11 protein-coding genes are annotated in these 13,398 nt (G+C 37.0%); 1 reads left to right on the top strand and 10 read right to left on the bottom strand.

Annotated elements, in window-relative coordinates; all coding sequences use genetic code 11:
* From V7D18_RS20120 to V7D18_RS20160, 9 genes are all read right to left on the bottom strand, one after another.
* On the bottom strand, positions 1-707 hold a 707-nt coding region (locus tag V7D18_RS20120; protein WP_426156871.1), incomplete at its 3' end, for a recombinase family protein.
* Positions 708-799: 92 nt separating this feature from the next.
* A complete protein-coding gene (locus tag V7D18_RS20125) occupies positions 800-1,132 on the bottom strand; it encodes a recombinase family protein (protein ID WP_426156873.1) in 333 nt (110 codons plus the stop codon).
* 174 nt (positions 1,133-1,306) lie between these two features.
* Positions 1,307-1,660 (bottom strand): SDR family oxidoreductase, encoded by a 354-nt coding sequence (locus V7D18_RS20130; protein WP_426156875.1) that lies wholly within the window; start codon positions 1,658-1,660, stop codon positions 1,307-1,309.
* 17 nt (positions 1,661-1,677) lie between these two features.
* A complete protein-coding gene (locus V7D18_RS20135; RefSeq protein ID WP_426157002.1) occupies positions 1,678-2,106 on the bottom strand; it encodes an SDR family NAD(P)-dependent oxidoreductase in 429 nt (142 codons plus the stop codon).
* 68 nt (positions 2,107-2,174) lie between these two features.
* Positions 2,175-3,191, bottom strand: a complete 1,017-nt coding sequence (locus V7D18_RS20140) for an SDR family NAD(P)-dependent oxidoreductase (protein WP_426156877.1) — start codon at positions 3,189-3,191, stop codon at positions 2,175-2,177.
* A 310-nt stretch (positions 3,192-3,501) separates the two neighbouring features.
* Positions 3,502-4,173: a response regulator transcription factor gene (locus V7D18_RS20145; RefSeq protein ID WP_426156879.1), complete on the bottom strand. Its 672-nt coding sequence runs from the start codon at positions 4,171-4,173 to the stop codon at positions 3,502-3,504.
* 567 nt (positions 4,174-4,740) lie between these two features.
* Positions 4,741-7,047 (bottom strand): glycoside hydrolase family 2 TIM barrel-domain containing protein, encoded by a 2,307-nt coding sequence (locus tag V7D18_RS20150; protein ID WP_426156881.1) that lies wholly within the window; start codon positions 7,045-7,047, stop codon positions 4,741-4,743.
* A gap of 90 nt (positions 7,048-7,137) precedes the next feature.
* Positions 7,138-8,091: a nucleoside hydrolase gene (locus tag V7D18_RS20155; RefSeq protein ID WP_426156883.1), complete on the bottom strand. Its 954-nt coding sequence runs from the start codon at positions 8,089-8,091 to the stop codon at positions 7,138-7,140.
* Between the two features lie 150 nt (positions 8,092-8,241).
* Positions 8,242-9,672: an MFS transporter gene (locus V7D18_RS20160; protein ID WP_426156885.1), complete on the bottom strand. Its 1,431-nt coding sequence runs from the start codon at positions 9,670-9,672 to the stop codon at positions 8,242-8,244.
* Between the two features lie 394 nt (positions 9,673-10,066).
* Between V7D18_RS20160 and V7D18_RS20165 the strand changes: the two genes are divergently transcribed.
* Positions 10,067-10,834 (top strand): helix-turn-helix transcriptional regulator, encoded by a 768-nt coding sequence (locus tag V7D18_RS20165; RefSeq protein ID WP_426156886.1) that lies wholly within the window; start codon positions 10,067-10,069, stop codon positions 10,832-10,834.
* A gap of 391 nt (positions 10,835-11,225) precedes the next feature.
* On the opposite strand, the gene V7D18_RS20170 is transcribed toward V7D18_RS20165, so the two are convergent.
* Positions 11,226-13,265: a hypothetical protein gene (locus V7D18_RS20170; protein WP_426156888.1), complete on the bottom strand. Its 2,040-nt coding sequence runs from the start codon at positions 13,263-13,265 to the stop codon at positions 11,226-11,228.
* Positions 13,266-13,398 lie beyond the last annotated feature (133 nt).

Here is a 13,398-nt window from a genome sequence, read left to right on the forward strand (position 1 = left end):
TATTCTGTATTTGCCTTGGTATTCTCAGTTTTCATCCTTTTAATTTCTGTCCGGAGTTCTGTCATGTGACAATCTTGTGCGTTGCTGACAACCATGTTGTCGGGGACTATTGACATACGTTCAAAAATTTGATGCAGCACTTGAGTAATTGCATCGTCAAGTAAGTGCATTGTATATCCTGTCTGACCATCGCACTCAAGACGGCGTCTTGTTTTATTATAGCAAATATATCTTATTCGCTTAACGCCTTTTGTTTCACCATTCGCTAGTCTAACTACTTTGCCGTTAGTTGTTAAGACCAGACGGCCTCCACAGTGACCACAAAACACATTCCCTGATAGAAGTGACTGTCCTGAAGTATTTAACGGAGCAGTTCTCTCTTCCTTCTTCTGATTGATGCGTTCTTCTATTAGCTCCTGAGCAAGATCAAATGTATATCGATCAATAATTTGAAGTTCCTTAAAAGGATCCGAAAATGTGGTTCCACTTCGTAATATCCCTTTATAGGTAACATTCTTCAAAATTGCTCCTACCGATGATTCATGCCAGTTTGCACCATTCCGAGTTTTGATACCTTTGTCATTTAAAAACATAGCGATACGCCAGCGCCCATATCCAGAAGATACGCATAGGTTATACATCATGTGTATTACTTCAGCTTCATCATCAATCACCAGTTTATTGACCTCATGCTTACGCTTATTCATTAATCCGCTTTTTTCGAGCCGATATCCGTATGGTGCCACGCCCCCGCGGAAGCGACCTTCCTGAACCATCTGGCTAAGGGCGGTTTTAGTTCTTATGGAGGTTTTTTGGCTTTCACCGTCAGCCTGCCAGAAACGGATGTAATAGTTAAGCGGTCAGTATGCGAGTCAAATCGCTGTTCTCCTTCATTGACGCTCCATACTTTAATACCTTTCTTTACAAACCATTCTACAACAAAAGGAGTTTCATCGGATTTTCTACCAAGTCTATCAAACATAAACACCAGTAGAATATCAAATTTACCTTTTTCAGCATGCTCTTTAACAAGTTGGAGCTTATCTCTGTCTGCTGCACTGACTTTAAATCCAGAAACGCCAGTTTCCTGCTCCTCGCGGATAATAATTAGAACACTAAAACCTCCCTGCATTCCAGTTCCTTGTCCAACTCATTCAGCATGACATTGCTAAGCAACGGACTAAGTGGTCCACCCCTCCTCTCCCATTAGGTCACCATGTTTTTCTCACGGTATATAGAACCAAATGCGAACCGGAGCATTTGGAAAGAATACCAAGTCTCCGTCACGCTGAATAACTGCACTATGCTACTTTTTGATCTTTTCTAAACCAAATCCGATCATACCTCCGTCACAAATAATATCTGTAGCAGTCAGATAACCGTTTCTTTCATCAACAATAGTTGAAAATAAATAAGCAATTTCTTCCGGATAACCAAAACGTTTAATAGCACATGCCTGAATATATTTTTTACCATCCTCAGATTCTAACGCTCCCATTGGCGTTTCAAATTTTCCATGAGAAACTGAAACCACGCGAATGCCTTTATCCCCCAATCTGCCTGCATCGTGCTTTGCCCTCCAATTTACAAAATTCTTCGATATTCCATAAGCCATAGCAGTCTGCATGTTTTCAGGAACTTTATTATTAATTTCTATCATTTTATCTAGAAACTGCTCTACATTTTTATAACTTTCCGGATAAATTTTTTTCGGGATAGCATCAGCAGGAGCAAATATGCTGAGATAGAGGAAACATCCAGAATACAGGATTTATCACCCATAACCTTTGAAAATACTTCATTAACATAAATGGCCCCCAAAGCATTTACTCTAAGAGGCATTTCTCCTGTTCCCATATGCGGGCTCATGCCTGCAGCATGAATTACAGCTGTAACTTTTCCAACTTCATTTGCCCTTGCTGCCAATTTTTCCACAGATGCTCTGTCACTGATATCACACGCTATCGCTTCAACTTTTATTCCTGCTTCCTGTAATTCATTTACTGCATTTTGTAATTTTGAAATTGTCCGGCCAGAAATAATAACATAGTGTGATTTTCCCATTATCTTTGCAGTTGCAAGTCCCATACCGCTGGCGCCGGTTATGACTCATACTTTTTGTCTGTCCATGTTTTCCTCCCAAAATTTTATTTCATAATAATTTTTTAAATTAGTTAAAATTCTCTTTGTGATGCAATAGATGTATAATCTTTTAATAAAGTCCTTGGAACTTGGTCAATAAGCTCTTCTACACTCCAAGGTTCCATATCTTTTCTGATTTCATTCGTTATTATCGGTTCGGCGTACAGGGATATCCTTCCTCCACCTGTTACTGTAAAAACAGCTCCATTGACATATTTTGCATTTACAGTACAGAGATATGCTAAAAATGGGGCAAGATTTTCAGCCGGGCCATGTTCTTTTTCAGATGTCTCCACACGCTTATCATTCGGATCGGCTTTAATTCCATTTTCCTCCATCATAGTCTTTAACGTTGCATTAAAGCTCATGTGTCCCGGAGAGGCTGCCTGAGGGCAATAGGCATTTACAGTAATGCCAAAACGATCAAGTTCTTTGGCTGTAGCTTTCGTTAATCCAACGATTCCGGCATTTGCTGCACTATAGGCACTTAAATTTGCAATTCCAGTCCATGCATCGGAAGCACTGTTTAATATTCTGCCATAGCCTTGCTTTATCATGACCGGAACAGCATGTGACATAAGATTATAGGCGCCTTTCAGCTTAGTCTGCGTTTGATAGTCCCAGTCTGACTCTGTGGTTTGTACAAAAGGACCAAATCCTAAACCCGCAGCATTATTTATTACAATATCAAGACGACCATATGTATCAATAGCTGTCTGCACTAATTTTCCAGCTACTTCATAGTCTGATACATCGCCGTAAAATGCGGTCGCTTTACCACCCTCTAACCTGATTTCGGAAGCAGTGCTTTCTGCATCCCCCCGCATCTTCATTATTTTTTTCTCTTCCTCCAAATCAAATTCTGCATTGCCCTTTAAGCCAATGGATTTAAAGGATTCATTTACTGTAATCGTATCATTAGTTTTTGGTTTACGGTTATTCGTAACAACCTTTGCCCCTTCTCTTGCAAGGAAAATAGCAATACCTCGCCCGACTCCCTGCCCTGAACCTGTTACAATCGCAACTTTACCTTCCAATGAATTTCCCATATTATACACAACCTTTCTTTAATTATTTAAGAGTAATATTAACAGTCTGCTGAACTTTCGGTCTTACAGCTGATTCAATGATCATACGGCATAATTGTTAATACATCTCTGTATTTATGTTAATGTTTTATTAAACTATAACGGAAAAGGCATACAGGGCTAGCGTATAGAACTGGTTATGCAAACTTTATGCCGCATTACTATATCCGTGATATATACAACTACTAGATATAAATAAACCGATACACTACTCCTATATAGCCCATACTGTATGAACTTTTAGCATTTATGCGTGGATCCTTATTGGAATTCATGAAATCACCGCCTTATAGCCAAGTCCTCGTACAGTTATAATTTTGAATGCACTGCTGTCCGAAAATTTTGATCGTAGATTTGTGATGAATACATCCACGGTGCGAAGTCCACTTTCACTTTCAACTCCACTAAATTCGTTTATTAGCTGACTCCGGGTAAAGGTACGGTTGGGATAAGATAGTAATCTAAAAAGTATCTGAAATTCCCGTAAAGTTAAAGGAACCTGTTCTCCATTTATAGCTGCACTTATTTCATTCTCGTCCAGAATCAGGTCGCCAATGACCAGCTTCTTTTCGGCGGCAATATTGGCCCTGCGAAGCAGTGCTGTAATATGCAACAACAATTCATCCAAATTAATGGGCTTTACCATATAATCATCAATTCCCAGCCGAAATCCCCGTTCTTTTGCTGAAAAATCCTCTCTGGCTGTCATAAACAGGATTGGGATATTGGAGTTTAGCTTTCGCACTGCCTCAGCAAATTCGAACCCATCAATGCCAGGCATCATAATATCTGAAATGATAATGTCATAATGACCGCTATACATGCACTCATAGGCCTCTGTCGGATTCAAACAACCCGTTACCTGATATTGGTGAAAACTTAAGTGCTTACATACCGTATGATTTAAGTCTTTATCATCCTCTACTATTAATATATTTATCATAATATCCCTCCTCGTTTATTTTCATTATAACTTACCATTCTTCTGTTAATGAATTGTTAATCCCCGCAAACATTTTTAAAGTTGCGTTTTAAAATGATGCTTTCTTTACGTATAACACTTTTCATATTTTCAAAGGTACGCAAAGATCCCATCGTGTATTGCGTGTATAAATCGTTTAGGAGGAGAATAAAGCTATAGCAGGTAAATATAACATACCTTAACAAACTATGCTTGAAAACAATAATCATTTCTACCCCTGCTATTTTCAAACATGTAACAAGAAATGAGTCCTGATTTGGACCTAAAGGAAAGATTACGCTATTGTTAGCATTATCTTTCCTTGTCTTCAATCATAATCATAGCTTTTATTTACTTTTGGATTATTGAACTAGTCTGGTCTTATATCCATAAGCCTCTAGCTTGGTCAAAGCGGAAATGAAAAATGAACCATCTGTATACCCTAATCTGCTTAATACTTCTTCTCTTTTCAAATTGTTTCCTCCAACGTTATAAATATTAACCGTTTTCAATTATTCTTACATTTAACTGACTTCTTCACCGTACCGATTATTTTGATTTTTTTATCTTAGTCAATTCTCTATTCAACATATACATCCGCTTTTTATTTTCTTCACTATTATCCTGTGCTGCTGTTGTATCAATCTTCATGTCAAGTACCATGGAAAACATCGGATGCTCATCTCTGTTTCCAAAATATTTACGATAAATAGCCTTAGTTTCTTCATTCTCAATAATTTCTCTGTAAGTGCATTGTGTAGAATAAACATCAGCTGTAATTTCCAAGTCTTCGATTATGACCTCACCTAAATCTGGCAGTACAAACCAGTTTTCTACATTTTCACCCACACCGGTACCTGGAGCTTTATAATATTCATTTTGCTCAGCAGTTTTATGGAAATGTGCAATATCTTCCCAACAGCCATCGTCATTTTTGCTCATTGCTCTTATTTCATTCCATTCTTTTTCCAATGGAACATTCGCAAATATAAATATACGATCATTCTTTTCTTGTGTCTCAAGTTCCTTTCCATTTACCAGCAGACTTACCTTTTCACAATTTGAATATAGCTTTATCTGTATTTCATCTGCACATCTGTCTACATAGCGTTTACCGGTGATATAAATAAACTTTTCATCACTCCAGAAAGCTTTATATAAATAAAAAGCATCTTTTTTTATCTTTCTGTCATAAGTTACCAGACCTTTATTGTTTCTACCCTTGACACCGCCCTCATCCCTGATGTTTGCGCCGAAGTCAAACATGTTCCATACATAAGTTCCCCAAAGGAACGGCCGTTCCATAAATATTTTCCAAGTTGTTTCATGGTATAGTGCATGATATTCTTCCGAATAATCACGGACTACCGGCGCATCACTATGATACTCCACAATTCCCTCTGCTCCATATTCCGAAATGCTTAATTTAACCTGTGGATTGATTTCATGAAAATCATCCAGCCATTGAGCCATATCTTCCGTCTTACCGCTGTACCAGCCAAAATATTTGTTAAATCCCAAGACATCTGTGATATAATTATATTCATCTGTATTCTTTACAAAGGTAACATTTGCCATAGTTGTTAATCTATATGGATCCTCTTTTTTAGTTAATTCATTTAATTCTTTTACGACCGTCTTTATTTCCTGACGATCTCCTCCAATTTGAATTTCATTTTGTAATCCCCAAAAAATCACTGAAGGATGATTATAATTCTGTTTAATCAATTCAAGCATCTGCAGTTTAGCATTGGAGCCGGTTAAATCCTCTTTGGACATAACTGAAATAAATGGTATTTCAGCCCATACTATCATCCCCTCCTGATCACACAAATCGTAGAAATATGGACTATGCTGATAATGTGCCAGTCTAATTGAAGTTGCCCCGATCTCTTTTATTAGTTCCATATCCTCAATCTGCTCTTTCTTTGTAATGGCCCACCCCATATTCTTCCGATCCTGGTGTCTTGAAACACCATTTAAAGCGAAATGATCTCCATTTAGGAAGAAGCCCTTTTCAGAGTCCACGTGAAAAAATCTTATCCCAATAGGAATTACCAATTCATCCGTAGTATCGTTATGTTTTATTAACGATACGATGGCTTTATATAAGTTAGGTTTTTTTCTACCATTCCACAAGATAGGTTTTAAAATTTTTGCAGAGAGCTCCACTTCTGAAGTGTCCAAAGCTTTTAATAATACTTCCTGGGCAGAATATGTAACATCATTTCCTTCCGAATCAATTATCTTCACCCAGAGTCGGACTTTTTGATCTTCCTCATATTCATTTTTTAATCTAGTTTTAATTTTTAGAACAGCACTATCATGATCCACTTTTTCCTGGCCAATATAAACCCCTTGGGAGCCATAATCCATTAGATCAAAATGTAAGTTATCAGTTATTATAATGTTAACATCCCGATAAATCCCGCCGTAAAAAGTGAAATCAGCTTTTTGAGGATATACGTCATCTACGACTGTATTATCCACTTTAACAGATAATATATTATTCGATCCATATTCTATTACATTCGTAATATCAAATCGAAATGTAGAATAGCCTCCACGATGCTGTCCTATATAATTGCCATTTACATATACATCTGTAATACTATTAGATCCATTAAATTCTATAAATACTTTACTTCCAAGTGTTAAGGAATTAACTTTAAATTCCTTTCTATACCAACAGGCGCCCTTGTAAAAGTCCACTCCGTTTGCACCATCAATTGCATTCCAGGTATGCGGTATATTTATATCTTCCCAACTTTTATCAATTAATGAGTTTTGAGTAGCCTGTTCTTCGTTGCATTTTGTAAATTTCCATTGGTTGTTTATATTGATTATTTGTCTCATGAAATAGTCCTTTCTCTACTTATTCTATTTACTTATTTTTTTATAACTATCACAGATCAATCGTGACCCTAAAGAATTACAATCATTATATTATTTACCATAACACAGCTGTAACTTAGCAAAAAAATCCTCCAGAGTCATACGTCTGTCAATACAGTCGTAGACCCTGATCTCTTTGCCTTCAGGATTGGGGGTATATGTCATATCATCATTCAATGTTACCTTTTCTATATGCCAGCACTCATATCCTGAATTTTGCAATAATACACTTACCGTAGGTTGATCCCCGATCCCCCATATTTCACCATGTGGAAACGGTAATCTCCTAGGAATCTTGCCATACCAGTCATTTACAGAAAACATTTCATCAACTAAATATTTTCCAAGTTCTCCATGGGGCTTTACCTTAAGCATAAGCTCTGCAAACGTAATGTGAACGCCACTATAAACATTTATTGGAATTTGCCATAAAGGAATTTCACTAAAAAAAACGATCTGAGCCGCAAGTACATCCTGCTGCATATTAGATTCACGTCCTCCATTTGGATATTTGCCTCCGCCTATCCATACCGCAGTAAGTCTTTCTGCAATCTTTGGATTCTTAAGATATGCAATTGCCAAATCAGTAAGGCCTCCTTGTAAGGCTACAAATAAAGGTGTATCATCATCCTTCATTGCTTCATTAATAATAAAATCAGCTCCTGGAGATGACGGTAAATTCTCTAAATCTATTATCTCATGTACTGCTCCTTTGACCAAAGGTACATCCTCCATTTCCATAAGCTTTAAAATTTTCTCTCCTTCTTCAAAGCTTTTTTCCATACTTGTAAAACGTTGTGCCCCAAGTTTAGGAATTGTTCGATAACGCCACTCAAAATTTGCAGCAATTATTCCAACTACCTGCTCTGACGGTGTCAACAAATGGTGAACGATTGCATACTGGTCATCTGCCTCGGCTGCTATATCTGCATGAACAATAACTCTTTTTTGCTTTATCTCCGGAACTATATAGCCTAATTTTTGCAGTATTTCTTTTCTTTTCATGAATTCCTCCTAAATGTTTTTTGATTTATAATTTATTTTATTTACAAATCTTCACCGAACTGCTAATAATTTTCAATTTTAATCAAAAAGCTGCAGTACAAAAACTATCTGCAGCTTTCAGATTATTTTTCTATCAGTATGTACCCGTAGCTATTTAGTTAACATCTCTTGACGCTTTATCTGATTGGCAATCTGTACTTTCTTCATCATTTCACCATCCAGCTTATAGAATCTCATTGCTACGACAGTAAACAACCAGCCCAAAATCGGCAATCCAAGCCATAAAGCCATAGACATCCAAAAGATTGCAGGCGTTCTTGGATCTGTTGGCTGCGGCATCTGTGAGGCATAGCCTATAGTGGCTATACAAAATGCAACTATCGTTGTTGCTAAAGATGATATCAATTTATCTATAAAACTATAAATTGCGCCTACCGTCGCAGGCAGATAATTCCCTGAACGATACATCTCATAGTCAACCAGGTCAGGAATCATTGCGCTGGTGCAGACACTTGTGATAACTTTTGCTCCTGTAAATAAACAAAATAGAATTAGGAATAGTGCAGTGTATATAGGCGAAACACTAATTTTAGTAGGATCATCAATGGCCAAAAATGCAATTAGCAGCACCGCAAATCCGATAGCAATCCAAGACCATTTAATCAAAATAGATTTTACATCTCCTTTTCCTCGTAGCTTTGTTCCATAAAATATCATGGCAATACATGGGATTAATGTAATTAAATTCAGTGAACCATTGAATGCATAATTACCGATTATAATACCAAAAACCATGGTAGTTATTGCAGATTGACTAGCCGCCTGAAGAGCTAATTTCTCTGTGCTGGCCGCTACAATAAAAGCCCACATTGGCCGATTTCCCTTTACCAGTTCCCAGCAATCTTTTAATTTAACTGCTTCCTTTTTTCCGCTTATGAAATTGTCCATTTTATCATATGGGGAAATGGCAATCATGGATATTGCAACCATTACAACTCCTGCAACAATGCAGACCACACTCAACTCCTGAAAGGCACCTAACTGCAATCCCCCATACTTTTTAGCCAGGAACATTGACATATAAACACTGACAAGTGCTGCAAATACCTGTGTAAAAATGGTACGCCAACGTGCTTGAATCATTCGCTGCTTAGGTTCATTCGTTATGATTGGTCCTCCCATGTTCTGTGCAATTCCAAAAAACGTATAACCGACCATATATAATATGTAAGCCAAAATAAACACTATCGTATTTGTTCCAATTCCCCAATAAAAAATAATGATCACTGCAAGCACCATAATACCATAGCCCAGTCCCAGCAAAATTCGTACTCTTCCAAACCTCGTTGTCAGTTTATCACTCATTAGTGCTACAATAGGGTCTAGTACTGCATCAAATATACGTGTTCCGGTTACTATAATTCCTGCAACTGATACTGCAATTCCATAACCACCAGCAGCTACATAACTAATAAACATCATCAGAATCATGAACATATTGTTTACACCTGTTGTCAAAGGCCATAGTGTATTTCTCCATGGTTCCGCTAGTTTGTATTGAATCGTTCTTTCTTCAGCCACAATATAATTCCTCCAATATGTCAATTGTTTGATAAATTTGATAAGATATCAAAATAAATGTAATCTACATAAAACCATTCGTTTTTCGATCAGCTAAATTAAATATCTTTTACAGTATGTAACTTTTTATTTCCATTACTAAAATCTCCTTCTCCACTTTTAAAGTAAAATTGAGGGTAACAGTTGTAATCCGTTACAGACACTCAATTGTTTTTATAGAAGCTGCGCAAAATCCATTTACTTTCCTTCATATCTTATTACTTTCTCACAAATTTCACCTGTATTATTTTTACTTATTCCAGTAATTTATTGCATTTTTCATATGGTTCAGTTATAATATTTATACATATATACTATCAACCAGAGCTGTTTAAGTTTCAGTTGGAGGTCCTTCATGAAAGGCATACATGATAAACATAACACTTTTAATTTGGCTGATATACAGTTGTCAACATTGAATATAGCTACCATTGAAAATGCTTATGTAACTGAAAAGGAAATGATGCTTGCTGTACAATCTGGTAATGTCAATAAGCTTGCCGACCTTTATGAAAACTCACACAATCATTATTCTCAAGATCATTTGAATCATCTCTTAAAACGAATCCCTCAGGATCCAATAAGACAATTGAAAAATATGATGTTTGTCAAAAATACGCTACTTAGAACTGCTGCCATGAAGGGTGGCCTACCAGTATTATATCTCCATACTATTTCAGAGAAGTTTGCTATTTCTATTGAAAATTCAATATCCTTTGATTTTTTGTTCACTCTTAGCAAGAAAATGGAGACGGATTACGCTAATGCTGTTGCCACGTTCTCAACCCTGAACTATAGTAACATTGTAAAAGAAGCAATCTGCTATATTACCTCTAATATTGCAAGGAAAATATGTATTGTAGAATTAGGATCTCAGCTTGGCGTCAATCCCAGTTACTTATCCCGGACATTTAAAGAAAATACCGGGATGTCAATAAGCAATTATATTAACCATCAAAGAATCGAACTGTCAAAATTCTACTTTGAGTCAGGTTCAGATAACGTAACGGAAATTGCTTTCCAGGTAGGTTATAATGACAGTAATTATTTTTCTAAGATTTTCAAAAAAACAATAGGGATAACACCAAAGGAATTTATAAAGAATTTAAAGATTAAAAATTAAACAAAGTAACAAATGAACTTATACTTCTAAAACAATACAAAAGAAAACTCTAGCAGATGTAGATATCGATCTTACATATCTCATCATATACCATTATTGGGGTAATTTTCCCTCATACATAATGCCACTTAATAATACACTTATTTTATAGTTTATATTTTGTTATGTAGCATTAAATCTCATTTTCAACCACAAGTATATTAGTCACATATACCTCTTCCTTAATTTGTAGACCATTTCAATAAAAAAAGAGTTTTTTCTTTTGTATAATGAAATTACCACACCAACATAATACAAAAGAAAAAGCTCTTATACATAGTTTAGACGAACCAAACAAAAACAATAAATTAGATTAAAATAAATTTCTTTTGAAAGTCATTTATCCTCCCCACTACTCTACTATTACTCTGGCACGGCAAATGTTTTTCACTTGCGTAAATATATCACTACTATCACCATGACGATTCGCTTTTACCCGGACAACTGCAAAATAAGTTCCCGGCTTCTGATAAATATGTTTTTGCTCTGCAACTGTGTAATCCTCTTTTTCTTCAAATATACTTTTTACCGGAAAGTCCTGCTCACCCTCAAAGCTCCATTCTACCGCAGTAACCTTACCACTCTTTGGCGGAAATTGTACTTTTGCCTCAAAGTACACTTCTTCTCCGGTTTTAACTCTGGCACACACACCACTATTGGCAGTCAAAGTTACTACTTGCTGAATTCCTCTTCTTTCTCTGGCTGTCAATGGCAGAATCACCTGTCCATCTTCAACCGTATATGCAGTATTATCACTCGGCTCAATTCCTTTTTCCACCCAATCACTCAAATCCAACAATGCCTGACGAAGCAATCCCATGTAGGAAGTAACATGCAGCTCATCTACTGTCTTTTCCTGATCATCATGGAGACTATTGTCCACATACCAGAGGCGAAATTGGTCATCAACATTTTCCCTCTTTTCCTCAGTTACTTTTCTCCTATACCAGTCCGGCTGCCATGGGAATGCACTTTCATCCATAACTGATGCTACCACAATCGCTTTACCTTGTATATCACCATCCTGGATAGAACCTGCACCGGATAATGCAATCGACTGACTTAATATATTTTGGCGCTGTGGCAGTACTGGATTCCCGCTCTTATCGCGGTACTGATCCCATACTGTATACTCTCTATCCGGAACCTGGTGACGGTGATACGTCTGGATAGCAATATAATCAGAATTATCCAACATCACCTGATCTCCTGCTTTCACTTTACCTAAAACTTCCGGTATACTCTCAACTCCAAAGCACATGCCAATAGTTACTTTATTATCCACTATTGATCCCAGAAGTAATCTCTGATCTTTCGCCTCTCCGTCTTCAAATATAATGTTGACACCACAAAGATACAGATCTTTCCCCGTCGGAATCTTATCTAATTCAAGATAACACTTACCCCCGTCATTCAGCATTTTTTTAAATGCATCATCAGCTCCATTACCTGCACTTACAGTAGATTCCTTTTTTTCTTCAGGGATATAAACCCTTTTTACTCTGGAGCGAAATTGAATACGATCATTTACCGCACTACCGTTTTCTTCCGTTCCCATATACCCTTTTTCTTTCCAAAAGTCTACAAAATACCCCGGATCATTCATAACTACGCTAGGTGCAAGCACTGGAAGGGCCCCATCATCCATATTCTTATGCCAAAACCAGCTCCTGGGCGGCATTCCCATAGCGGTTACTTCTTTCAGCACTGCTGCCTCCTCTTTATTTAATCCTTCATACATATCTCCACTTCCCCCGGGTTCCAATGCATCAACAATTCTCGGGAGTACATGCCGAAGCACCCGCAGTCCATGCACCTTAGTTGTATGACAATTTGGTATGGCCACTGGTGAACCAATGATATAAGGAACACCGCCATCCCATGCCTTCGTATTTTCTATACAACTTATGGTTTTATAACCGCCACCGCTACCTCCATATATGTATCCATATACCCGATGCTCTCCATACAACTCTTTTGCTTTCACCCTGGAATACTCTGCTGCTGCTGCACTGGCACGATAAACAATTGTCGAATCTGGGATTGTTTCAAAAGCAGCTCCTGACCCCATATTTGTTTCAACAAAATACGCTCCATGAGTTATTGCAAAAGCTATTTTATCATCTTCTGCAACTTTTTCCAACGAAGCAATCTCTTCATCTGGTCCCGGAAAAGGTGAGAGAAACTGAAAGAAACGACCCTGATACTGCTCTTTTTGCGGAAAACAAAAAATAAACTTTACATTGGTTCCATGAAAACCACCATGTATATACAGATACGGTATTACATTATCACCAGGTAAGTTCCGCTCTCGTATTTCTTCCGTATCTATATAAGGCTCCTGAAATTGCGGATCCTCTTTAGCAAAATAGATCTTTTTTGTATTATCCATCTTTTATCTCCTTGGCTTTATTAAAAATGTAAAAAAACAGTCGGTACTCGATATATTTAATAGTAATTTATCACAATCCTCTTCATTTCTATACTAAAATTTCAAACTATGTTATAATATATTTACATGATTT

Source organism: Lacrimispora sp. 38-1, from assembly GCF_049890855.1.
GTDB lineage: Bacteria > Bacillota > Clostridia > Lachnospirales > Lachnospiraceae > Lacrimispora.

Excerpts from the sequence above, each read along its gene's own strand:
- V7D18_RS20125 (WP_426156873.1), bottom strand. The coding sequence starts at position 1,132 with ATGCAGGGAGGTTTTAGTGTTCTAATTATTATCCGCGAGGAGCAGGAA.
- V7D18_RS20170 (WP_426156888.1), bottom strand. The coding sequence starts at position 13,265 with ATGGATAATACAAAAAAGATCTATTTTGCTAAAGAGGATCCGCAATTT.
- V7D18_RS20155 (WP_426156883.1), bottom strand. The coding sequence starts at position 8,091 with ATGAAAAGAAAAGAAATACTGCAAAAATTAGGCTATATAGTTCCGGAG.
- V7D18_RS20145 (WP_426156879.1), bottom strand. The coding sequence starts at position 4,173 with ATGATAAATATATTAATAGTAGAGGATGATAAAGACTTAAATCATACG.
- V7D18_RS20140 (WP_426156877.1), bottom strand. The coding sequence starts at position 3,191 with ATGGGAAATTCATTGGAAGGTAAAGTTGCGATTGTAACAGGTTCAGGG.
- V7D18_RS20150 (WP_426156881.1), bottom strand. The coding sequence starts at position 7,047 with ATGAGACAAATAATCAATATAAACAACCAATGGAAATTTACAAAATGC.
- V7D18_RS20165 (WP_426156886.1), top strand. The coding sequence starts at position 10,067 with ATGAAAGGCATACATGATAAACATAACACTTTTAATTTGGCTGATATA.
- V7D18_RS20130 (WP_426156875.1), bottom strand. The coding sequence starts at position 1,660 with ATGATAGAAATTAATAATAAAGTTCCTGAAAACATGCAGACTGCTATG.